Annotated in this window: 22 protein-coding genes; 7 read left to right on the forward strand and 15 right to left on the reverse strand. The window is 72.0% G+C overall.

Annotated elements, in window-relative coordinates; genetic code table 11:
• The first annotated feature begins 53 nt into the window (after positions 1 to 53).
• Positions 54 to 491: a DUF1772 domain-containing protein gene (locus tag ACIBI5_RS39045; RefSeq protein WP_397105595.1), complete on the forward strand. Its 438-nt coding sequence runs from the start codon at positions 54 to 56 to the stop codon at positions 489 to 491.
• A 4-nt stretch (positions 492 to 495) separates the two neighbouring features.
• Here ACIBI5_RS39045 and lpdA read toward each other — a convergent pair whose 3' ends face one another.
• Entirely contained in the window at positions 496 to 1,875 is a 1,380-nt protein-coding gene (gene lpdA, locus ACIBI5_RS39050; protein WP_379614076.1) for a dihydrolipoyl dehydrogenase, read from the reverse strand.
• A gap of 67 nt (positions 1,876 to 1,942) precedes the next feature.
• On the opposite strand from lpdA, the gene ACIBI5_RS39055 reads away from it, so the two are divergent.
• Positions 1,943 to 2,593, forward strand: coding sequence for a response regulator (locus tag ACIBI5_RS39055; RefSeq protein ID WP_397254398.1), 651 nt, complete (start codon positions 1,943 to 1,945; stop codon positions 2,591 to 2,593).
• 6 nt (positions 2,594 to 2,599) lie between these two features.
• Positions 2,600 to 3,652, forward strand: coding sequence for a quinone-dependent dihydroorotate dehydrogenase (locus tag ACIBI5_RS39060; RefSeq protein ID WP_397254400.1), 1,053 nt, complete (start codon positions 2,600 to 2,602; stop codon positions 3,650 to 3,652).
• A gap of 81 nt (positions 3,653 to 3,733) precedes the next feature.
• On the opposite strand, the gene ACIBI5_RS39065 is transcribed toward ACIBI5_RS39060, so the two are convergent.
• Genes ACIBI5_RS39065 through ACIBI5_RS39080 form a run of 4 tightly spaced genes read right to left on the reverse strand, consistent with a single transcriptional unit; the run spans position 3,734 to position 7,114 of the window.
• Positions 3,734 to 4,912 (reverse strand): ABC transporter permease, encoded by a 1,179-nt coding sequence (locus ACIBI5_RS39065; protein ID WP_397254402.1) that lies wholly within the window; start codon positions 4,910 to 4,912, stop codon positions 3,734 to 3,736.
• A complete protein-coding gene (locus ACIBI5_RS39070; protein ID WP_397254404.1) occupies positions 4,909 to 5,565 on the reverse strand; it encodes an ABC transporter ATP-binding protein in 657 nt (218 codons plus the stop codon). Before ACIBI5_RS39070 ends, ACIBI5_RS39065 begins: the two co-directional genes overlap by 4 nt.
• Positions 5,562 to 6,617 carry an efflux RND transporter periplasmic adaptor subunit gene (locus ACIBI5_RS39075; RefSeq protein ID WP_397254406.1) on the reverse strand — a complete coding sequence of 352 codons (1,056 nt, stop codon included), beginning with the start codon at positions 6,615 to 6,617 and terminating at the stop codon, positions 5,562 to 5,564. The genes ACIBI5_RS39070 and ACIBI5_RS39075 overlap by 4 nt, the downstream gene beginning before the upstream one ends.
• Positions 6,614 to 7,114 carry a hypothetical protein gene (locus tag ACIBI5_RS39080; protein ID WP_397254408.1) on the reverse strand — a complete coding sequence of 167 codons (501 nt, stop codon included), beginning with the start codon at positions 7,112 to 7,114 and terminating at the stop codon, positions 6,614 to 6,616. Before ACIBI5_RS39080 ends, ACIBI5_RS39075 begins: the two co-directional genes overlap by 4 nt.
• An 89-nt stretch (positions 7,115 to 7,203) precedes the next feature.
• On the opposite strand from ACIBI5_RS39080, the gene ACIBI5_RS39085 reads away from it, so the two are divergent.
• Both ACIBI5_RS39085 and ACIBI5_RS39090 read left to right on the forward strand, forming a co-directional pair.
• Positions 7,204 to 7,848, forward strand: coding sequence for a response regulator transcription factor (locus ACIBI5_RS39085; RefSeq protein ID WP_397254410.1), 645 nt, complete (start codon positions 7,204 to 7,206; stop codon positions 7,846 to 7,848).
• Complete coding sequence (locus tag ACIBI5_RS39090) at positions 7,845 to 8,981, forward strand: sensor histidine kinase (protein ID WP_397254412.1); 1,137 nt, start codon at positions 7,845 to 7,847, stop codon at positions 8,979 to 8,981. The genes ACIBI5_RS39085 and ACIBI5_RS39090 overlap by 4 nt, the downstream gene beginning before the upstream one ends.
• A gap of 3 nt (positions 8,982 to 8,984) precedes the next feature.
• Here the strand turns inward: ACIBI5_RS39090 and ACIBI5_RS39095 are convergent, their stop codons facing one another.
• From ACIBI5_RS39095 to ACIBI5_RS39125, 7 genes are all read right to left on the reverse strand, one after another.
• On the reverse strand, positions 8,985 to 9,740 hold the full coding sequence (locus tag ACIBI5_RS39095) for a putative protein N(5)-glutamine methyltransferase (RefSeq protein ID WP_397254414.1): 756 nt from the start codon (positions 9,738 to 9,740) through the stop codon (positions 8,985 to 8,987).
• Between the two features lie 128 nt (positions 9,741 to 9,868).
• Positions 9,869 to 10,576, reverse strand: a complete 708-nt coding sequence (locus tag ACIBI5_RS39100; RefSeq protein WP_397254416.1) for an NAD-dependent epimerase/dehydratase family protein — start codon at positions 10,574 to 10,576, stop codon at positions 9,869 to 9,871.
• Positions 10,573 to 11,322 (reverse strand): creatininase family protein, encoded by a 750-nt coding sequence (locus tag ACIBI5_RS39105; RefSeq protein WP_379614098.1) that lies wholly within the window; start codon positions 11,320 to 11,322, stop codon positions 10,573 to 10,575. Before ACIBI5_RS39105 ends, ACIBI5_RS39100 begins: the two co-directional genes overlap by 4 nt.
• Positions 11,319 to 12,323: a Gfo/Idh/MocA family protein gene (locus tag ACIBI5_RS39110; protein WP_397254418.1), complete on the reverse strand. Its 1,005-nt coding sequence runs from the start codon at positions 12,321 to 12,323 to the stop codon at positions 11,319 to 11,321. The genes ACIBI5_RS39105 and ACIBI5_RS39110 overlap by 4 nt, the downstream gene beginning before the upstream one ends.
• On the reverse strand, positions 12,320 to 13,081 hold the full coding sequence (locus ACIBI5_RS39115) for an amidohydrolase family protein (protein WP_397254420.1): 762 nt from the start codon (positions 13,079 to 13,081) through the stop codon (positions 12,320 to 12,322). Before ACIBI5_RS39115 ends, ACIBI5_RS39110 begins: the two co-directional genes overlap by 4 nt.
• Positions 13,078 to 13,920 carry an NAD(P)-dependent oxidoreductase gene (locus ACIBI5_RS39120; RefSeq protein ID WP_397254422.1) on the reverse strand — a complete coding sequence of 281 codons (843 nt, stop codon included), beginning with the start codon at positions 13,918 to 13,920 and terminating at the stop codon, positions 13,078 to 13,080. Before ACIBI5_RS39120 ends, ACIBI5_RS39115 begins: the two co-directional genes overlap by 4 nt.
• Before the next feature lie 51 nt (positions 13,921 to 13,971).
• Positions 13,972 to 15,150, reverse strand: coding sequence for an enolase C-terminal domain-like protein (locus ACIBI5_RS39125; protein WP_397254423.1), 1,179 nt, complete (start codon positions 15,148 to 15,150; stop codon positions 13,972 to 13,974).
• A 36-nt stretch (positions 15,151 to 15,186) separates the two neighbouring features.
• Between ACIBI5_RS39125 and ACIBI5_RS39130 the strand changes: the two genes are divergently transcribed.
• Complete coding sequence (locus ACIBI5_RS39130; protein WP_397254425.1) at positions 15,187 to 15,912, forward strand: alpha/beta hydrolase; 726 nt, start codon at positions 15,187 to 15,189, stop codon at positions 15,910 to 15,912.
• On the opposite strand, the gene ACIBI5_RS39135 is transcribed toward ACIBI5_RS39130, so the two are convergent.
• Positions 15,887 to 16,726 (reverse strand): Gfo/Idh/MocA family oxidoreductase, encoded by an 840-nt coding sequence (locus ACIBI5_RS39135; RefSeq protein WP_397254427.1) that lies wholly within the window; start codon positions 16,724 to 16,726, stop codon positions 15,887 to 15,889. The genes ACIBI5_RS39130 and ACIBI5_RS39135 overlap by 26 nt on opposite strands.
• Positions 16,727 to 16,820: 94 nt before the next feature.
• Between ACIBI5_RS39135 and ACIBI5_RS39140 the strand changes: the two genes are divergently transcribed.
• Positions 16,821 to 17,813 carry a Gfo/Idh/MocA family protein gene (locus ACIBI5_RS39140; protein WP_397254429.1) on the forward strand — a complete coding sequence of 331 codons (993 nt, stop codon included), beginning with the start codon at positions 16,821 to 16,823 and terminating at the stop codon, positions 17,811 to 17,813.
• Between the two features lie 174 nt (positions 17,814 to 17,987).
• Here the strand turns inward: ACIBI5_RS39140 and ACIBI5_RS39145 are convergent, their stop codons facing one another.
• Positions 17,988 to 18,914 carry a hypothetical protein gene (locus ACIBI5_RS39145; protein ID WP_397254431.1) on the reverse strand — a complete coding sequence of 309 codons (927 nt, stop codon included), beginning with the start codon at positions 18,912 to 18,914 and terminating at the stop codon, positions 17,988 to 17,990.
• A complete protein-coding gene (locus tag ACIBI5_RS39150) occupies positions 18,914 to 20,416 on the reverse strand; it encodes a right-handed parallel beta-helix repeat-containing protein (RefSeq protein WP_397254433.1) in 1,503 nt (500 codons plus the stop codon). Before ACIBI5_RS39150 ends, ACIBI5_RS39145 begins: the two co-directional genes overlap by 1 nt.
• Positions 20,417 to 20,421: the final 5 nt, after the last annotated feature.

Below are 20,421 nucleotides of genomic sequence, written 5' to 3' on the forward strand. Positions count from 1 at the left end.
ATCAAGCGTTCAGACCATGGACCGTCTCAGGGCGAGTACGCCACGATAGTCGCATGATGACACTCGCTCTGATCACTCTCGTCCTGCACGGCGCCATCGCCGGCCTCTTCTACACCTTCTCGATGTCGGTCATGCCCGGACTCAACGCGATCGACCCCGCCCAGGCCGAGACGGCCATGCGGAGCATCAACCGGAAGATCCTCAACCCGTGGCTCTACATCCCCTTCATGGGGGCTCCGGTCGCGGCCCTGGCGGCCGGGTTCCTCGCGGGTTCCCCGGCCGCCCTGTGGTTCTTCCTCGCCGCGGGCGTCAACTTCGTCGGCTCGTTCCTGGTCACCGTCGCCATCAACGTGCCGATGAACAACAAGCTCGACGCGGGCACGATGACCTACCCGGAGTACTCGCCCCGGTGGACGGGGTGGAACACGCTGCGAGCGGTGGCCGGCTTCGCCTCGGTCGTGCTGGTCGGCGTCGGCATCGCCTACCTGTAGGCACCTACATGTTGATCATGTGGCCGGCCAGACCGTGGACGGCCTCCTTGACGGCCTCGCCGAGCGTGGGGTGGGCGTGGATGTTACGTCCCACCTCATGCACGGTGAGGTCCCACTGCTGGGCCAGGGTCAGCTCGGGCAGCAGCTCGGTGACCTCGGGACCGATCAGGTGGGCGCCGATGATCTCGCCGTGGGTGTCGTCCGCGATGATCTTCACGAAGCCGTTGGCGTCGCCCAGGCCGTGGGCCTTGCCGTTCGCGGTGAACGGGAACTTCTGCACCTTGACGTCGTAACCCAGGTCGCGGGCCTGGGCTTCGGTGTATCCGAAGCTGGCGACCTGCGGCTGGCAGTACGTGGCCCGCGGCACCATCGCGAAGTCGATCTCCATGGTCTCCGCACCCGCGATCGTCTCGGCCGCGACGACCGCCATGGCCTCGGCGGCATGCGCCAGCATGAGCTTGGCCGTGACGTCGCCGATGGCGTAGATGTGCGGCACGTTGGTACGGCCCCGGCCGTCCACCTGGATGGCGCCCCTGTCGGTGAGCGCGACCCCGGTCTTCTCCAGGCCGTAGCCCTCGACCCGCGCCTGGAAGCCGATCGCCTGCAGGACCTTGTCCGCTTCGAGCACCTGGGTCTGCTGGTCGCGGGTGACCGTGACCTTGACCGAGGAGCCGGTGTCCTCGATGTTCTCCACGCGGGTCGAGGTGAGCACCTCGATGCCGAGCCGCTTGTAGCGCTTGGCCAGCTCCGCGGAGACCTCTTCGTCCTCAAGCGGCACGACCCGGTCGAGGAACTCCACGATCGTCACCTTGACGCCGTAGTTGTGCAGCACGTAGGCGAACTCGACGCCGATGGCGCCCGCGCCCGCGATGATGATGCTGCCCGGCAGGTCCTCGCTGAGGATCTGCTCCTCGTACGTCACGACCCGCTCCGACAGCGAGGTGCCCGGGATGAGCCGGGTGGTGGCGCCGGCCGCGATGATGCAGTGGCCGAAGGTGACCGTCTCGCCGTTCACCTGCAGGGTGTTGGCGTCGAGGAACTGGCCACGGCCGTTGTACTCCGTGATGCCGTTCTTCTTCATCAGGAAGTGCACGCCCTTGACGCGGCCGTCGGCCACCTTGCGGCTGCGCTGGAAGGCGGCGCCGTAGTCGAAGGTGACCTCGCCGCTGATGCCGAAGGTCTTGGCCTCCTTGGTGAAGATGTGGGCCAGTTCGGCATTGCGCAGCAGCGCCTTGGACGGGATACAGCCCACGTTCAGGCAGACGCCACCCCAGTACTTCTCCTCGATGACCGCAGCCTTGAGGCCAAGCTGGGCGGCGCGGACCGCAGCCGTGTATCCCCCGGGTCCAGCGCCGAGAACGACGACGTCATAGTGAGTGCTCATGCGTCGGACGATACCGCCCGCCGGACCTCCCTCTTGTACGGCACTGCCAGGGGCCAAGATAGAGACCGTGATTCGCATCCTCCTCGCCGACGACGAGGCCATGATCAGGGCGGGCATCAAGGCCATCCTCGGCACCGATCCCGAGCTTGAGGTGGTCGCCGAGGCCGCCGACGGCAAGGAGGCCGTCGACCTGGCCATCAGCCACCACCCCGACGTGGTCCTGCTCGACATCCGCATGCCCAGGATGGACGGCCTGGCCGCCGCCGCCGAGATTCGCCGGGCGGCGCCGGGCAGCGCGGTCGTCATCCTGACCACGTTCGGCGAGGACGACTACATCGCCAAGGCGCTCGACGTCGGCGCCGGCGGCTTCCTGCTCAAGTCCGGCGACCCGCGCGAACTCCTGGCCGGCATCCACGCCGTCGCCGACGGCGCCGCCTACCTCTCGCCCAAGGTGGCCCAGCGGGTCATCACCCAGCTCGCCGGCGGCCAGATGTCGCGCGGCGCCGCGGCCCGCGACCGCATCGAGCCGCTCACCGAACGCGAACGCGAGGTCCTCGCCCTCGTCGGCGCCGGACTTTCCAACGCCGAGATCGCCGCCAGGCTCTTCATCGTCGAAGGCACCGTCAAGGCGTATGTGAGCGCCATCCTGACCCGTCTCGGCGTGCGCAACAGAGTGCAGGCCGCGATCATCGCCCACGAGGCCGGATTGGTAGCCTGACCTGTGATGTACCGCCTCTTCTTCACGCTCGTCCTGCGCCGCTTCGACGCCGAGAGCGTGCACCACGCCACCGTCCGCGCGCTGGCCGTGCTGTCCGCGCTGCCGTTCGCCAAGCGCCTGCTGCACCGATGGCTCGCGCCGCACGACCCGGCGCTGCGGGTCAGCGCGTTCGGGGTGCACTTCCCCGGGCCGTTCGGGCTGGCCGCCGGGTTCGACAAGGACGCCGCCTGCGCCGAGGCGATCTCCGCGCTCGGATTCGGGCACGTCGAGGTCGGCACCATCACCGCCCACGCGCAGCCGGGCAACCCCCGGCCGAGGCTGTTCCGCCGGGCCGGGCAGGCCGCGATCATCAACCGGATGGGGTTCAACAACCACGGCGCCGCCGCGGCCGAGCGGCGGCTGCGCCGTCCGCGGGGGCTGCCGGTGGTGATCGGGGTCAACATCGGCAAGACCAAGGTGGTGCCGGAGTCCGACGCCGCCGCCGACTACGTGGCCGGCGCCAGGCGGCTCGCGCCGCTGGCCGACTACCTCGTGGTCAACGTGAGCTCGCCCAACACCCCGGGGCTGCGGAACCTGCAGGCGGTCGAGCTGCTGCGGCCCCTGCTGTCGGCCGTGAAGGAGGTGGCCGACGGGACGGCGCGCCGTACACCTTTGCTGGTGAAGATCGCGCCGGACCTCGCCGACGAGGACGTCGACGCCGTGGCGGACCTCGCCCTTGAGCTGGGGCTCGACGGCATCATCGCGACCAACACCACGATCAGGCACGACGGCGAGCAGGGCGGCCTGTCCGGCCGCCCGCTGAAGGCGCGTTCGCTGGCGGTCCTGCGCCGCCTGCGCGCCAGGGTCGGCGACCGCCTCACGCTGGTGTCCGTGGGCGGCGTCGAGGACGTGGACGACGTGTGGGAACGCCTGCTGGCCGGCGCCACCCTGGTCCAGGGCTACACGGGCTGGATCTACAACGGCCCGTTCTGGCCCTCCCGCATCAACCGCCAGCTGAGCCGCCGGCTGCGCCGCCACGGCATGAAGTCCATCACCGAGGCCATCGCCCGCACCGCCTGACCGCCTACAGTCCTGCCCGCCGCCCCGCGCGGCCCAGGGGCCGATCGGCTCCGGGCCGCGCTGGAAGAGATGCCGCCATCGCTAGACCGTCAGGGCGACGGTTGGGGACAGGCGGGCGGCGCGCATGGCCGGGTAGATGCCGGCGATGGTGCCGATGAGGAGGGTGGCGGCCACGGCGCCGCCGATCGCCCAGGGCGGGACCACGGGCGGCCAGTCGCGGGAGACGGCGTAGCCGACGGTGGCCACGGCGCCCAGGAAGGCCCCCGCGACTCCGCCCAGCGCCGACAGCAGCAGCGACTCGGCCAGGAACTGGACGCGGACCTGTCCCCTCGTGGCGCCCAGTGAGCGGCGCAGGCCGATCTCCTTGCGGCGTTCCAGGACGGAGATGACCATGGTGTTGGCCACTCCCACCCCGCCCACCAGCAGGGCCACCGCGCCCAGGCCGAGAAGCAGGTTGGTGAAGGCGCCCGCGGCGGCGGCCTTGGCGGCCAGCGCGTCGGAAGGACGGCTGACCTCCACCTCGTTCGGGTTCTCCGGGTTGACGGTGCGGGGCAGGGCCTCGCGGACCGCGCCGACCGCCGCGTCGTCGGAGCGCTCGTAGATGGTGGTCGGGTGACCGTCGAAGCCCAGATACTTCTCGGCGGCGGAGAAGCCGACCAGTGCGGAGCGCTCGATCTCCGGTGCCAGCGGCATCGGGCCGAGGATGCCGAGGACGGTGAACCAGCGGTTGCCGATCCACACCCGCACGCCGGTTCTGGTGATGCCCAGCCGTTCCGCGGCCTTGGCGCCGAGCACGACGGCCGGCTGGCGGCCGGTGGCGGCGTTGAGCCAGGCCCCCTCCACCACGCTGCCTTCCAGGGTCTTGAGCAGCGGAACCGTCGCAGCCTGTACGGCGATGCCCCCGGTGACCGCCTCAGGGATGTGGCCGGTCCTGCGCACGCTCGTCTTGATGGCGCCGGTGGCCCCGGCGGTCTGCACGTGCTCCATGCGCTCGACCATGCCCGCGGCGTCCTCGGGCAGCTGGGCCTGCTGGCCGAAGAGCGTCTGCCCGGCCGAGACCGTGAGCAGGTTGGTGCCGAGCTGGTCGAGCTGGCGCAGCAGTTGCTCCCTGGAGGACGACGAGATCCCGATGACCGCGATCATCGTGGCGATGCCGATCGCGATGCCGAGCGCGGACAGCACCACCCTGGTCGGACGGCTGCGCAGGCCGGCCGCGCCGACCCGCAGGACGTCCGACGGGCTGAGCCTGGCGGGCTTCATGACACGGCTCCGTCCCGCACCTTGACCTGGCGCGGGCACCAGGCGGCCACGTCCATGTCGTGGGTGATGATCGCGATGGTGGTGCCGGAGGCGTGCAGTTCGCCCAGGATGCGCAGGACCTCGGCACCGGAGGCGGAGTCGAGGTTGCCGGTCGGCTCGTCGGCCAGGAGCAGCGGCGGGTCGCCCGCCACCGCCCTGGCGACGGCCACCCGCTGCTGCTCGCCGCCGGACAGCTGGTTGGGCCGGTGGCCGAGCCGGTGGCCCAGGCCCACGCGTTCGAGCGCCGCGGCGGCCTTCTCGCGGCGTACGCGCCGGGGCGTGCCGGTGTAGAGCAGGCCGTCGGCCACGTTGTCCAGCGCGCTGACGCCGGGCGCCAGGTGGAACTGCTGGAAGACGAAGCCCAGGTTCTTGGCGCGCAGCGCCGACAGCTCACGGTCGCTCAGCTTGGAGATGTCGTGCCCGGCGATGCGTACCATCCCGCTGGTCGGCCGGTCGAGCGTGCCGATCAGGTTGAGCATCGTGGACTTGCCGGAGCCGGAGGGCCCGACGATCGCGACCAGCTCGCCGTAGTCGACCTTGAGGTCCACGCCGCGCAGCGCGTGCACGTCGCCGTTGTAGGTCTTGGTCACCTCGCGGAGCTCGATGACGCTCATGCCGTGGGCACCCCGACCTTCATGCCCTCCGCGAGGCCTGAGCCGGTGACCTCGACCCGGCCGCTGCCGAACGCGCCGAGCTCGACCGGCACCACACGGCTGCCGGAACCGTCGACGACCTCGACGCCGAAGCCGCCTTCGCGGGTGGCCAGCAGCGCCTCGACCGGGACGGTCAGCACGCCCTTGACCCGCTTGCTCTCCAGCTCCACGTCCACGGGCGCCTGGTCGAGCTTGGTCTTGGGCTTCTTGTTCAGCGTGATGTCCACGTCGATGGTGGTCGTCTTGTCGTCGTCGCGGCCGGAGGTCTGGGCGACGGTGCCGACCTCGGTGATCTTGCCCTTGGCCCGCTCGCCACCGGGCAGCTCGACGGTGACCTTGGCGCCCTTCCTGGCCAGATGCTGCTCGTCGGTGTCGAGGTCGACGTGGACGAGCCGCTGGGTGCCGGTGACCTTGAGCGCCTCCTGGCCGGGCATCGCCTTGCCGCCGACGGTGGCCTTGACGTCGCCGACGCGTACCTCGCCGGGCTGGAAGACGACCTGCGTGGCGTCGACCCTGCCGGTCTCCTCCAGGTCGCGGTCCTCCTGCCATTCGAGGACGGCCAGGTAGGTGGCGTAGGTGAACTCGTCGTCGACGGTCAGGTCGTCGCCGTAGCCGAGCGCCTTGAGGTTGCGCTCCAGCTGGGTCACGTCCGGGCCCTCGACGCCGCGTTCCAGGGTGCGGTAGAGGGGCAGCTTGCCGTACATGAGCGTGACGGGCTTGCGGTCCACCTTGAGCAGCGAGCGGCCGCGCTTGACCAGCGTGCCTTCCTCCGGCACCCAGGTCACGGTGCCCCGGGCGTCGGTGGTGATGGCGCGCTCGTCGTTGTAGGCGAGCGTGCCGTCCACGGTCTGGGTGTCGACGAGGTCCTGCTTGGTGATCTCCGCGGTGGCCGGCGCAGGCGGGCGGGTGGGCGCCGCCGTTCCCGTGCCACTGTCACTCAGTACGGCTGTCGCCGTCCACGCGGCGGCCGCGCCCACGAGCGCGACCGCCGCCGCTGCCAGGAGCTTTCTCACGACTGCTTCTCCGCGCCCGGCTGGAACTCCTTGCAGGCCTCCTGGGCCTTCTTCATCTTCTCTTCGTCGCCGGGACCGCCGGTCATCATGATGCCGCCGTTGGCCGTGGGGTCGGGGACGTTGATGCCGTTCTCCCGCATGCACTGGGCGAACTTCACCATCTGGTCGCGGCGCTTCGGGTCCATGGCCCCGCCCTGGTCGCCCATGACGCCCTTGAGGTGCTTCTGGCACTCCTTCTGCGCCTTCTCGACCTTGGAGCGGTCGGTGCCCTGACCGACCTTGAACTGGATACGGCCGTCCTCGGCGGGGTCGTCCATCTCGACGCCGTTCTCCCGCATGCACTGGGCGAACTTGAGCTGGGCGTCGCGGGCGTTGCCGGACGGGCTGGCGGAGGCGCCGGCGGTGGTGGCGCCGGTGCCGGTGGTGGCGCTGGTCGAGCCGCAGGCGGCGAGCGCCAGGAGCATGGCCGCTGCGGCCGGAATGAGGCGAAGGTTCATGGCACCGCACTTCATCGGAGCGGGTGCTAAACGCGGATAAGCCGCCGGACTTACTCCCCGCTAACACCGCGTCGGTGAGTCTTTGCAGCATGCGGGTGCTTGTCGTGGAAGACGAGGAACAGATGGCCGACGCCATCGCGCGGGGGCTGCGGCTGAACGCGATGGCCGTCGACGTGGCCTACGACGGGCAGGAGGCGCTCGATCTGGCCTCCTACGTCGACTACTCGGTCATCGTGCTGGACCGGGACCTGCCCGAGGTGCACGGGGACGACGTCTGCCGCGAGCTCATGGCGCGCAGCCGGATCATCATGCTCACCGCCGCCGGGCAGCTGCACGACCGGGTGGACGGGCTGACGCTCGGCGCGGACGACTACCTGGTGAAGCCGTTCGCGTTCGCCGAGCTGGTGGCCAGGGTGCGTACGCTGGCCCGCCGTACGGGCCGGGCGAGCGCGCCGGTCGTCGAGCGGGCGGGCATCCGGCTGGACCCGGCCTGCCGTACGGTCACCCGCGACGGCAGGGACGTGAGCCTGAACCGCAAGGAGTTCGACGTGCTGCACGAGCTGCTGCGCGCGGACGGCGAGCTGATCACGTCGACCGGGCTGCGCAAGAGCGTGTGGGACGAGTTCGCGGAGAGCGGCACGGGGGTGCTGCGCGTCACGCTGACCTCGCTGCGCAGGAAGCTCGGCGCGCCCGGCGTGATCACGAACGTTCCCGGCCAGGGGTATCGCCTGTGAAGCGGCTCGGGCTGCGCATGCGGCTCACCCTGATCTACGGCGGCCTGTTCTTCGTCGCCGGTTCGGCACTGTTGTGGATCACCTATCTGCTGACCGCCCGCTCGCTTGACGCGAAGTTCGTCAAGGTCATCGGCACCGGGCCGCCGCCGCCCCAGACCAATGCCCAGACCAAGGACGCCCTGTTCTTCCAGGCCCAGGTTCAGGCGCAGGCGGAGGTGGGACAGCGCGCGGACAAGGCGCTCAACGAGATCCTGCAGTGGTCGGTCAGCGCCATGGTGATGATCGGGCTGGCCGCGGTGGTCATCGGCTACCTGGTCGCCGACCGGGCGCTGAAGCCGCTGAACAGGGTGACCGAGACCGCGCAGCGCCTGTCCGAGAGCACGCTGCACGAGCGGATCGCGCTGGAGGGCCCGCAGGACGAGGTCAAGCGGCTGGCCGACACCTTCGACGCGATGCTCGGCCGACTGCACCGGGTCTTCGACGCGCAGCGCAGGTTCATCGCCAACGCCTCGCACGAGCTGCGCACCCCGCTGGCGATCAACCGGACGGTGCTGGAGGTGTCGCTGGAGGAGCCGGAAGCCTCTCCCGACCTGAAGGCGCTGGCCAGGGCGCTGCTCGGCACCAACGCGCGCTACGAGCGGCTGATCGAGGGCCTGCTGCTGCTCGCCCAGTCGGAGCAGGAGCTGACCACCCGCAAACCCGTCCAGCTGGAGCGGGTGGTACGCACCGCGCTGGAGCTCACGCCGGCCAAGCGGGGGGTGACGATCGTCGAGGACCTGCGGCCCGCCGTGGCCGAGGGCGATCCGCTGTTCCTGGAGCGCTGCGTGTTCAACCTGGTGGAGAACGCGATCAAGTACAACGTCCGCGGCGGGCAGGTGTGGATCACCCTGCGCGAGTCGTACGGCGGCGGCGGAACCGTCACCGTCGAGAACACCGGGCCGGTGGTCTCCCCGTTCGAGGTGGACGACCTGTTCGAGCCGTTCCGGCGCAACGGCGACCGGGTGCAGTCCGGGCGGGGCGCGGGCCTTGGCCTGTCGATCGTGCGGGCGATCACCGAGGCCCACGGCGGCACCGTGACCGCCAAGCCCCGCCCCGAGGGCGGGCTCTCGGTGACCCTGCGCCTGCCCGCCTGACCGTCAGGGCAGCAGGCCCGTGACCACCGTCGCGTGGAACTCCTCGGAGCGCAGCACCCGCGCCTTCAGCCCGCTGGCGGTGACCGCGTCGACGGCCTGGCCGGCCTGGCGTTCGCTGGTCTCGAACAGCAGCAGCCCGCCGGGGGCCAGCCAGCGCGGCGCGCCCTCGGTGACCCGCCGCAGCACGTCCAGGCCGTCGGGGCCGCCGTCCAGCGTGACCCGGGGCTCGTGGTCCCTGGCCTCGGTCGGCAGCAGGGCCAGGTCGGCGGTCGGGACGTAAGGGACGTTCGCCAGCAGGACGTCCACCCGGCCGCGCAGCCTCGGCGGCAGCGGGTCGAACAGATCGCCCAGGTACACGTTCTCACCCAGGTTGCGGCGCGCGCAGGCGACCGCCGCCGGGTCGACGTCGGCCGCGTGCAGTTCGCCGCCGGTCAGGACGGCCAGCGCGGCGCCCATGGCGCCGGAGCCGCAGCACAGGTCGAGGATCACTCCCGGGCCGGGGGCCAGCGCGGCGGCCCGCCGTACCAGGAACTCGGTACGGCGGCGCGGCACGAACACGCCGGGATCGATGCGGACGCGCAGACCGCAGAACTCCGCCCAGCCCACGACCTGCTCCAGGGGAAAGCCCTCGGCCCGCCTGGCCACCATGGCGGCCAGTTCGCCGGGGTCGGCGGCGGTGGAGAGGATGAGCTCCGCCTCGTCCTCGGCGAACACGCAGCCGGCGGCACGGAGCTTGGTGACGACTTCTTCGGGTGACACGGAAACGCCTCTCGGGGTTACCCGCGGGCGTCTCCGAACATCACTGGTGAGAACGCCCGCGTCTCGGTTGCGGAAATCGGTCTCACCTCCTCAAGTCGCTCACAGGATATAGGGGCGATACCGGCCGGTCACCGGCGGGCTCGGGGGCTCCAGCCGAGGTCGCGTTCCGCCGGTGTCCAGTCGAGGATCCGCCGCTCGTGGTCGCCGGTGATCGTGTACGCGGCGAAGGCGGGCCGCGGGCGGTCCAGGGCTGCCAGGAAGGCGGCGGCCACGTCGCTGCCCGCCGTCATCACCGGGGAGACGTCCGGCGCCAGCCACTCGTCGTCGCCCATTGGCCCGACCAGGCGCAACGCGGTCGCGGTCAGGCCGTGGGCGGTGACGGCGGCGGCGCACACCTGCTCGCCCAGGCGCTTGCTGAGGCCGTAGGCGTCGGTGTTGTCGGGCTCGGGGTCCGTGCTGTAGTCGCGGGACTGGTATCCGGCGAAGACGGACATGCTGCTGGCGTAGACGACGTGCCGGACGCCGGCCGCGGCGCAGGCCTCGATGGTGAGGTAGAGGCCGGTCACGCTGACGGTGAAGTGGGTACGCGCCCATTCGAGGCCGTCGCGCCAGCCCGTCTTCCTGCCCATGGCCAGGTAGAGCAGGGCGTCCTGGCCGTCGGCCGCCCGCTTCAGCGCGGCCGGGTCGGTGACGCTGCCTTCGACGAACTCCACGTATCCGACGGGCTCGGCGGGCGGGCGCAGGTCCAGGACGCGCACCGTGTGGCGGGCGGCCAGGGCGGGCAGCACCAGCGCGCCGACCGCCCCGGAGCCTCCGGCGACCAGGACGCGCATCATTCCTCCTCGGCGAAGGCGCGGGCGAACTCCAGCGCCCGGCCGTAGGCGGTGTCGACGATCTTGTGACCCATCTCGGGCGTGGCCAGCCTGGCGTCGCCCAGCGCGCCCGTGGCCGACAGGCGGTGGTAGGCGAGTGCGAGGTCCACCCTCGGCGCGGGCGGGGCGGCGTGCGGGAGGACGGGCAGCGGGTCGGCGGGCGGGCCGATCCGGTCGGCGCGTACGAGGTGCGGCGCGAGCACCATGGCCACGGAGGTCTCTCCTTCGCAGGCGTGGCCGTAGCGCTCGCTGCCCATGAGTTCGGCGATGACGTCGCCGGCCAGGCCCGCCCACATGACGTGGGCCATCGTCACCTGGTGGTCGCGGCGCAGGACGCGGGCGGCCAGCCGTACGGCGTCGACGTTGCCGCCGTGGCCGTTGACCACGAGGACCTTGCGCACACCCGCCTCGGCCAGCGACTCGGCCAGATCGCGCAGCAGGGCCAGCAACGTCTCTGGCCGCAACGTCATCGTGCCGGGGAAGCCCAGGTGGTGCTCCGACAGCCCATAGGGCACGCCAGGGCACAGCACCGCGTCGGGACCGAGGTCGGCGGCGAGCCTGCGGGCGAACGCGGCGGCGATGGCGAAGTCGGTCTCCAGCGTCAGGTGCCTGCCGTGCTGTTCGGTCGCCCCGATCGGCAGCAGCGCCAGCCTGGCCGTGCGCAGCGCCAGCGCGGCCTCCTCGGCGACCATGGCGGCCAGTTCGTTCATCGTGCTCCCCACTCGTGCAGCACCCGCGTCGCGGGCAGGATGTCGGCCGCGGAGCAGCCGGGCGGCCGTCCGAGGGTGATCGCGTCGAGGAAGTCGGCGTCCTGGCGGGCCAGGCCGTCGGCTTCCATCCGGTCGCCGCAGTCGAGCAGGACCGTGCCGTCGTGCTCGCGCAGCAGGCCGCCGGACAGGTGCAGGGTGCGGTCCTCCCCGATGACCGTCAGCTCGCGGGCGGGCAGCCGCGAGTGGTAGGACAGCGCGATCGTGGCCAGCGCGCCGCCCGGCGTTCGCAGGACCGCTCCGGCGTCCATGGGCGGGCCGCCCCGCCAGGGCTCGCCGCTGACCCCGTGCACCTCGGCCCGCCACGGCTCGCCGCGGGCCCCGTGCGCCTCGGCCCGCCAGGGCTCTTCGCCGGTGCCTCGCTCGTCGGCCCGCTGGGCGCCGAGCAGCCACAGCGCCGCGTCCACGGTGTGCGCGCCGTGGTGCCAGAGCACGTCGTCGGTCCAGTCGCGCGGCCGTCCGCCCATGCCGGTGTCGTCCTGGCGCAGCATCAGCGTGCGCGCCACCACGTGCGTGACGCTCAGCGCGCCCCGCTCGATCTCCTCCCGCACCCGCAGGTACGGCCGGCAGAAGCGCAGCGTGTGCGCCACCGCGACCAGCCTGCCGGTGGCGCGCGCCCGCTCGGCCACCGCCTCGGCGTCGGCCAGGGTCAGGGCCAGCGGGATCTCGCACAGCACGTGCAGGCCGGCGTCGAGCGCGGCCAGGGTCTGCGCGGCGTGGTGGGCGTGCGGGGTGGCGATGACGACCGCGTCGAGACCGGGATGGGCGTAGAGGTCGTGGGCGGTGCCGTACACCTGCTTGATCCCGAAGCGCGCGGCGAACGCGGCGGCCTGCCCGTGGTCGGGACCGGCGACGGCGGCCAGGTCGGCGCCGGCCGCGGCGAGCGCGGCGGCGTGCCGCTCCGCGATGGCGCCGGGACCGACGATGCCCAGGCGGGGCGTCATCCGCCCATGCCGAACAGCGCGGCCGAGGCGCCGCCGAGGATCCAGCGCTTGTCCTCGTCGGTGAGGTAGGGGCGCTCCAGCACGTGGTTGATCGCGGACTTGTAGTCGCCCGGCGCGGGGTCGGGCCGGTTCCAGTCGCCGCTCCAGGTGACGCGCCGGGCGCCGTAGGCGGCGACCGCCTCGCGCAGGAAGGGGTCGGCGTCGGGGTGCGGGTACGGCCGGCCGCTGTTGGCGTAGAAGCCCGCCCACATGGTGTGGACGAGCGGGCGTTCGGCCAGCGCCAGGAAGCTGCCGAAGTGGGCGGGGTCGGCGTCGGGGTAGGTGGTGAAGCCGAGGTGCTCCAGGCGTACGGTGAGGCCGGGCACCTCGTCGAGCAGCGTGGCGAAGGCCGGGTCCGCGATGTCGGCGAGCGGGCCGCGCACGCTGGCCACGAGCCCCGCGGCGGCGATGGCCCGCCACAGCGCGTACGGGTCGGGGCCGGGTGAACGGGTGGCCGCCCACAGCCGCACGCCCTTGACGTGGGGGGATGCGGCCAGGCGGGCGACGTGCCCGGGCGCGCCGTGCGTCTCGGTGTCGACCATGGCGACGACGGCGAACCTGCCGGGGTGGGCCTCGGCGCAGCGCAGCAGGTAGGAGTTGTCGGTGTTGCCGACGAACTGGACGAGGACGGCGGCGTCGACGTCGGCCATCTGCGGAAGGTAGGCCGATATTTCGGGGTACTTCCAGGTGCCGACGTGCACGTGCGAGTCGATGATCATTCGGCCGCCTTGATCAGCGCCTGGGTGCCCCGGTCGCCGCCGTGGACGGCTCTGACCCGCTCGGCCACCTCGATCACGTTGGCCAGCCCGGACAGTTCCAGCCCGCCCCCGGCCTCGCCGGCCAGCGTGAGGTCCTTGATGAAGTGGTCGAGCTTGAAGCCCGGCTCCAGGTCGCCCGCGCGCAGCTTGCCCCACAGGAAGTCCAGCAGAGGTGAGCCGGCCACGCCCGGCCGTACGGAGGCCAGGACCTTCTCGACGTCGAGCCCGCCGTGCCCGGCCAGCGCGTACGCCTCGCAGGCGGCCAGCGTCACCCCCGCCACCAGCGTCTGGTTGACCAGCTTGGCCAGTTGCCCGGTGCCCGGCCCGCCGTGGTGCACGACGGTGCCGGCGACGGCGGCGAGCACCGGCCCGACCCGCTTCAGGGCCGTGGCGTCACCGCCGACCATCACCGACAGGGTGCCCGCCTGGGCTCCGGCGGGGCCGCCGCTGACCGGCGCGTCCAGGACGGCGACGCCGCGCGCCGCGCCCCGCTCGGCCAGGTCCCGCGCCAGCGCCGGTGAGGAGGTGGAGCAGTCCACGGCGACCAGGTCCGCGCCCGCGTGGTCGAGGACCTCGCCGTAGACCCGCTCGACGTCGGCCGGGTAGGGCAGCATCGTGATCACCACCTCGCTGCCCGCCACGGCCGCGGCGACCGATTCGGCGACCTCGGCTCCCCTGGAGGCCAGGTCCGCTGCCCTGGCCGGTGTCCTGTTGAAGACCGTGACCCGATGGCCCGCCTCCAGCACCCTTCGTGCCATCGGCTCGCCCATCAGTCCGGTGCCTATCCATGCCACTCGCACGGCCCCGACTCTAAGCGGACATCGACCAGAAGAAAAGACCTAGGTCCTATTTCAACGGATGCCGGAATAGTGTGGCTCCAGGGTGATCTGCCCATCCTGGACCGCCATGAACGCCAGGCCGTCGTTGGCCCGCGGCGCGTACTGCCTGCTGTTGCACTCGAACGGCGGCCACGACCACGGCAGCGTCGCGGCCAGCCGGGCCGAGTGCGCGAGGGCCAGGTCCACGGCGGTGAGGTCCTGGATCATCACGGCCAGGCCGTGCTCCCTCGCGTAGGCCCAGCTGCGCAGGGCGAGGCTCTGGCCCTTGGCGGCCTTGACGACCACGCCGCTCCAGCCGCCCTCCGCGAGCCGGTCGAGGTCGGCGACGCCGGCCAGCGACTCGTCGGCCAGAACGGGGACGCGGCGGGCCAGTTCCCGCATGCCGTCAGGGTCGGGGGGCGCGTCCCTCGGTACGGGCTGTTCCAGGTAGGCCACGTCGGCCAGGACCCCGGACGGCAGGGCGTCCAGCATCGCGGCGGCGCCGGCGGCGCTCCGGCAGCCCTCGTTCGGGTCCACGGAGACGCTTCCGCCGCCGCCGAGCAGGGCGTGGATCGCGGTGATCCGGGCGGCGTCGGCCCGCGGGTCCTGGCCGGCGACCTTGACCTTGACGTGCCGGATGCCGTCGCGTTCGAGCCAGGCGCCTACCTCGTCGAGCGAGTCGCCGACGCCCACCACATGCTGGACCGGCAGGCGGGTCCTGGGCTCGCCGAGCCCCTCCTTCAGCAGGGCCGACAGGCGGGTGTCGGCCAGCGCCTCCGGGTACAGCCCGGCCACCGGGCGGCCCGCCGCGCGGGCCCAGCCGTCGTGCACCGCGTTGTCCACGGCACCGAGCACCAGCGACGCCGCCAGCCTCGGCACCCCGCGCGGCCCGGACAGGCGCGTCTCCAGCTCGGCGCAGATCTCCAGCGGGTCGCCCGACGCGGACCCGGCGTCCGCGCACAGGCCGGTGACCATGTCGCGCAACGTCTGGTCGCGCGCGTGCCAGCTCAGCGGCGAACGCGGCCAGGCCCACGGGACCGACAGCACGCTCGCGCCACTCCCCTCGGCCGACCGCCCGTCCGCGGTCTCCACCTCGGCCGTCACCACCGCGAGCGTGAACCGGTCGACCGTGGCGCCGGCCAGCCTGAGCGGGTGGTCGAGGATCACCTCCCTGAAGTCGGCACCGGCCTGTCTGATGCGCACATCCGTCATCTGCCGTTCTCCAAACTTAGGACCTAGGATCTAGCTATGAGCATTCGTGTCCTGCCGTACGACGGCCCGCCGCACCCGCGCCGCCGGCTCGACCTGCTGCACCCACCGGCCGCGCACGCACCCTACGCGCTGTGCTTCGTGCACGGCGGCGGCTGGCGCGCGGGCGAGGCCGCCCAGTGGCACAGGCAGATGCGGCGGGCCGGGGCGCGCGGCGTCATCAGCGCCTCGCTCGGTTACCGGGTGGGCGAGCGGCTGCCCGCGCTGCTCGACGACGTCGCCGACGGGTACCAGCGCCTCCTGACCCATCTGGACGAGCGCGGGCTCGGCGAGCTGCCGGTGTTCCTGGTCGGCAGCTCGGCCGGCGCCCACCTGGCCACGCTGCTGTCGCTGTCGCCCAACGGCCTGGAGCCCGCCGGGTGCGTCAGCGTCAACGGGCCGGGCGCGAGCCTGCGGCCCTGGCCGGGGATGGACCCCGAGATCCGCGCGGCCGTCGAGCATCTCGCCGGCGGCGACTACGCCGCCGCCTCACCCGCGCACCACGCCGACCCGGCGACCGCGCCGCCCATGCTGTTCATCGTCGTCGGCAAGGAGCGCTTCTTCCCGCACGAGCACGTGCGCGAACTGGCGGCGACGCTCCCCGGCGCGCGCGTGGTGCTGCTGCCGGGCGCCGAGCACGGCTTCTTCTACGAGCCGGGCAGCAAGGACAGCGCGCGGGCGCAGGCCGAGATCGACGTGTTCATCGCGGAGGTACTGCGCGGGTGAGCGTCTCCAGCAGCCGGACCGGCGCCAGCAGGGCCTCCTCGTCCAAGGGCGGCTTTCCGCTCTCCACCATCTCGGCGAACCGCCGCAGCGCGGGCAGCGTGTAGTCCTTGCCCAGCGAGGGCTGCTCGGCGAGGACCCCGCGGGTGCCCGTCACCTGGATCGCGAAGGGGACCGCGCCGTCGGCGTCGCGCTCGACCAGGTTGAGCACCGCGTGAGCGGCGCCCGCCCGCGCCACGGCCAGCACCCCGCCGGGCAGCACCGAGATCCGCGGCTCGCCCTCGGGCGGGGGCAGCAGGTGCAGGGCCATCTCCACGACGTGCACACCGTAGAAGGCCACTCCGCCGTACGGGCTCTCGCGCTGCACGGGGCCGGTGGCGACCACGGAGCGGATCGGCCCGAGCGCCTCCAGCCGATCACGCATCGCCTCCACCGCCCAGCGCAGCGCACTGGAGGAGGTCACCGGTACGCCGCCCGTCCTGGCCGCGGCCAGGATCGCCTCCGCGTCGGCCGAGGATCCGGCCAGGGGCTTGTCCACGAAGACCGGCACACCCGCCTTGAGCAGGGGTTCGGCGTGAGGCCTGTGCAGGTCGCCATCCCTGTCCATGACGATGGCCGCGTCGATCCGGCCGATCAGGTCCTCGGGCCGGTCCACGCCGAACTCGACGCCGCCCTGGCCGGAGAGCTGGGCGGTGCGCTCCGCCGTACCTCCGCAAAGAGCCACGATGCGGACGTCGCCGAGGGCGCGCTCGGTGTTGAGGTGGCGGATGGCGTGGTCGGCGTGGGTGTTGTCGAGCCCGATCAGTCCGAGCCTCATGGGGCACTCCTTCTCTCGTTATACCGGCATATTGACCTATTTCCCGGAAGACATCTAGAGTCCTAGGTCATAAGTTACGACGTGGAGGTGGTCCGTGCGGTTCGGGATCGTCGGGAGCGGAGTCATCGGCGGCTTGCACGCCAGGCTCATCGCGGACATGGCAGGAACGGCGGAGCTCGTCGCCGTCGCCGACAACGACCTGGCGCGGGCGAGGGAGCTCGCCGGAAAGCACGGCTGCGCGGCGCTCGGCTCGACGCAGGAGCTCTACGCCCGCGACGACGTGGACGCCGTGGTGATCTGCCTGCCCAGCGGCCTGCACGCGGACGTGGCGGTGCCCGCGCTGAAGGCGGGCAAGCACGTGGTGGTCGAGAAGCCGATCGACATCTCGCTGGCCGCGGCCGACCGGATCATCGCGGCCGAGCGCGAGAGCGGCAAGAGCGTGACCGTGATCAGCCAGCGCCGCTTCGAGCCGTCCTTCCGCGCGGTGAAGGCGGCCGTCGACCGCGGCGAACTGGGCCGGTTGACCTCCGGGACGGCCGAGGTCACGCTGTGGCGTCCCCAGTCGTACTACGACTCGGGCGGCTGGCGCGGCACCTGGGCGATGGACGGCGGCGGCGCGCTCATGAACCAGGGCGTGCACGTCGTGGACCTGCTGCTGGCCCTGCTCGGGCCGGTGGAGTCGGTCAGCGCCTACTCGGGGCTGCTCGCGCACGAGAACATCGAGGTCGAGGACACGGTCGTGGCCGCCGTCCGGTTCGCGAACGGCGCGCTCGGCCGCGTCTTCGCCAGCACCGCCGCGTACGGCGGGGCCAGCGTGCGCGTCTCCGTCCACGGCGACGCCGGGCACGCGATCGTGGACAACGAGGTGCCGACCAGCTTCCGCGTGGGCGAGGAGGACCGGGCTCAGAACGCCCCGGCCCGCCTGGGTCCGGAGTCGCACCGCGCCCAGCTCACCGACTTCATCGCCGCGGCCGCCGAGGGGCGCGCCCCCGAGGTCACCTCGGCCGACGGACGGGCCGCGCTCGCGCTGGTCCTGGCCGTGTACGAGTCCGCCCGCAACGGCGGCGCCCCCACCAGGCCCGCCTGAACCTCAGGCCCCGCCTGAGGTTCCTCCGATTTCCCTGCCTTCCGAGGCCGCTAAAGGCAGGGGAAACCGGGGCGGGAGGGAGAAAATACCGCATCCCCCTCCCGCCCCGGTCACCTACTCACCGGCCGTTCAGCCGGAACGGTCGTTCCGGCTGAACGGCCATTCGGGTAGCGGTCATTCCGGGTAGCGGATGCGGTAGACCGCGTCCAGCCGCCAGATGTCCCCGGGCGCCACCTGCTCGCTGCCCGGCTTGCTGACCCTGGTCGGGTAGACCTTGTTGTACTTGTCGCCGTCGTAGACCCAGACCCCGCGCCCGTCCGACTGCGCGTAGCCGTTGAAGAAGCCGGGCTCGACCTCGACCGACATCGTCGCCCCGTTGACGGTGTTGTACAGCTCCGCGCCGTAGCTGTCGGCCGGCGGCACCCGATGCCCCGGTGTGCCGATCTTGTGCTCGATCGCCTGGTCGAGGTAGCGGAACCGGGTGGTGACCCCGTCGGCCCTGACCGCCGGGAGCATGGCCCCATAGGCGTACTCGATGGCACGCGCGGCCCGCCAGCGCAGCACCCACCGGATCCGCAGCCCGGCGGCGGTGAAGATGTGGCGCACGTTCATGTCGCCGAGGACCGTCGGCGCCTCGACGGCCGGATCGAGGACCTGAGTGTCCTGGGCCAGCTCGAACTCCCCCATCTGGAGGATGCCGGACGGTACGGCGGCGCGGCCGTCCACGAGGAAGAGCAGGCTCCGCAGGAGCTCGTCGCCGTGGAGGCCGCCGAAGTGGTCGGGCGCACCGGCCGGCTTGATGGCGTACGGGTAGGCGGCGGCCGTGGCCAGCTGGATGCCCTCGGCCGTGGCCGGAGGCGGGCCCGCCTGCCGTACGGCGGTGATCTCCTGGATGCGCCAGGCGTCCATGCGCTTGGCGGTGTCGGTGAAGTGGCGCAGGTCGTAGCGGATCCACAGGTGGCCGGGCTCGCGGGTCCAGACCATGAGCTGCCGGGGGCCGAGCCGTTCCACGTAGAGGCCGGATGTGTCGCCGGGGGCGGCGAGCACGAGCCCGCTCGCGGCCAGCGCGGCTGTGCCGCCGAACAGGGCGCGGCGCTCCATCAGGCCGGTCCCGGCAGCGGCAGCCAGGTGCCGGGCTTGCCGGAGACGGTGCACACCCAGCCGAACGGCTGGCCGGCGGCGGGGTTGCGGTTCTGCACGACCATGCCCTTCTCCCACCAGCCCTCGGTGGGCGCGGCGGTGCGCGTCACGGTGAAGGAGTAGCTGATGTCCTCCTGCGTGCCGGTGCGGAACATGCCCTCCTTGTTGCCGGTGAGCGTGTTGGCGCCGATGTCCACGCCGCGGGTCCTGGCGTGGATGAAGATGCCGTAGTCCTGGGTCTTGACCTCCTGGTCGTCGAAGCTGCGGTTGCCGCTGATGACCACGTTCTCGGCCTTGAAGCCGGTGCGGGCGTAGGTCCTGATGCCGCCGCGCGGCTCGTTGCTGAGTCCGCCGCCGTAGTTCTGGTGGTTGTTGTAGACGACGTTGCCGGTGACGGTGACGTCGTTGGACTGCCAGACGTTGATGCCGACGGTGTTGCAGTGGCCGACGATGTTGTCGGAGATGACCAGCTTCCTGCAGCGGTCGGTGGACAGGCCGGCGTCGCCGCCGTAGAAGAGCGTGTTGCGCTCGAAGATGCCGTCGAAGATGTCGTAGACGGCGAGCAGGTCGGCGTTGCCGCCCTGGCCGTAGGCGAGCTTGTTGCCGATGACCAGGTTGTCCATCGCGCGCACGAAGCGGTGCTTGTGCGCGGCCGGGTTGTTGCCGCCGCAGGTGATGTAGACCGGGTAACCGACCTGGCCGGGCTTGCCGCCGATGCGTTCGAGGCGGTTGCGGCTGACCGTGAGGTACTCGGTGTGCGACTCGGTGTTGCCGAGCACGTGCAGGCCGAACTGGGTGACGTCCTGGAAGTCGCAGTCGTCGACCGTGATGTTGGTTCCGTTGCCGTTGACGTTGATCCCGACGTAGGCCTTGCTGATCCGGCAGCCGCCGACGTGGACGCGGTGGCAGTCGGTCAGGCGCAGCAGCGCGGTGGAGGCGGTGCCGGGCAGGGGTTCGTACGCGCCGGCCTTGAGTCCTTCCAGGTGCACGTTCTCGATCAGCACGTCCTTGCAGCCCGTCAGGTGTACGGCCCGCGTCAGGGAGGCCCGGTCGTCGCAGAGGATCGCCAGGTTCCGCAGGCCCACGACGGACAGCCCGCTCCCGTCGATCACGTGGCTCTGGCTGTATCCCGCCGAGAGCACGAGCGTGGCCCTGGTCCGCTCCGACCGCAGGCTCACCCCGTTCTTGAGGCGCAGAGGGGCGCCGAGCAGGTAGCGCCTGCCCGCGCCGAGGTGCACCGACCCGCCGCCGGCGGCGGAGGCGGCGTCGATCGCGCGCTGTAACGCCGCGGAGTCGTCGGTGGTGCCGTTGCCCACCGCGCCGAACGCGGAGGCGGGGTAGACGTTGAGCTCGTTCTCCTTGAACCGGGTCTGGGCCTGAGCAGGGCTCGCGGCCAGCGGAACCACCGCCGCAGCCGACACTCCCAGCAACCCCAGCACACGCCGTCGATCCGTTGAAGTCACGATAA

This window comes from Nonomuraea sp. NPDC050540 (assembly GCF_044457485.1).
Classification (GTDB): Bacteria; Actinomycetota; Actinomycetes; order Streptosporangiales; family Streptosporangiaceae; genus Nonomuraea.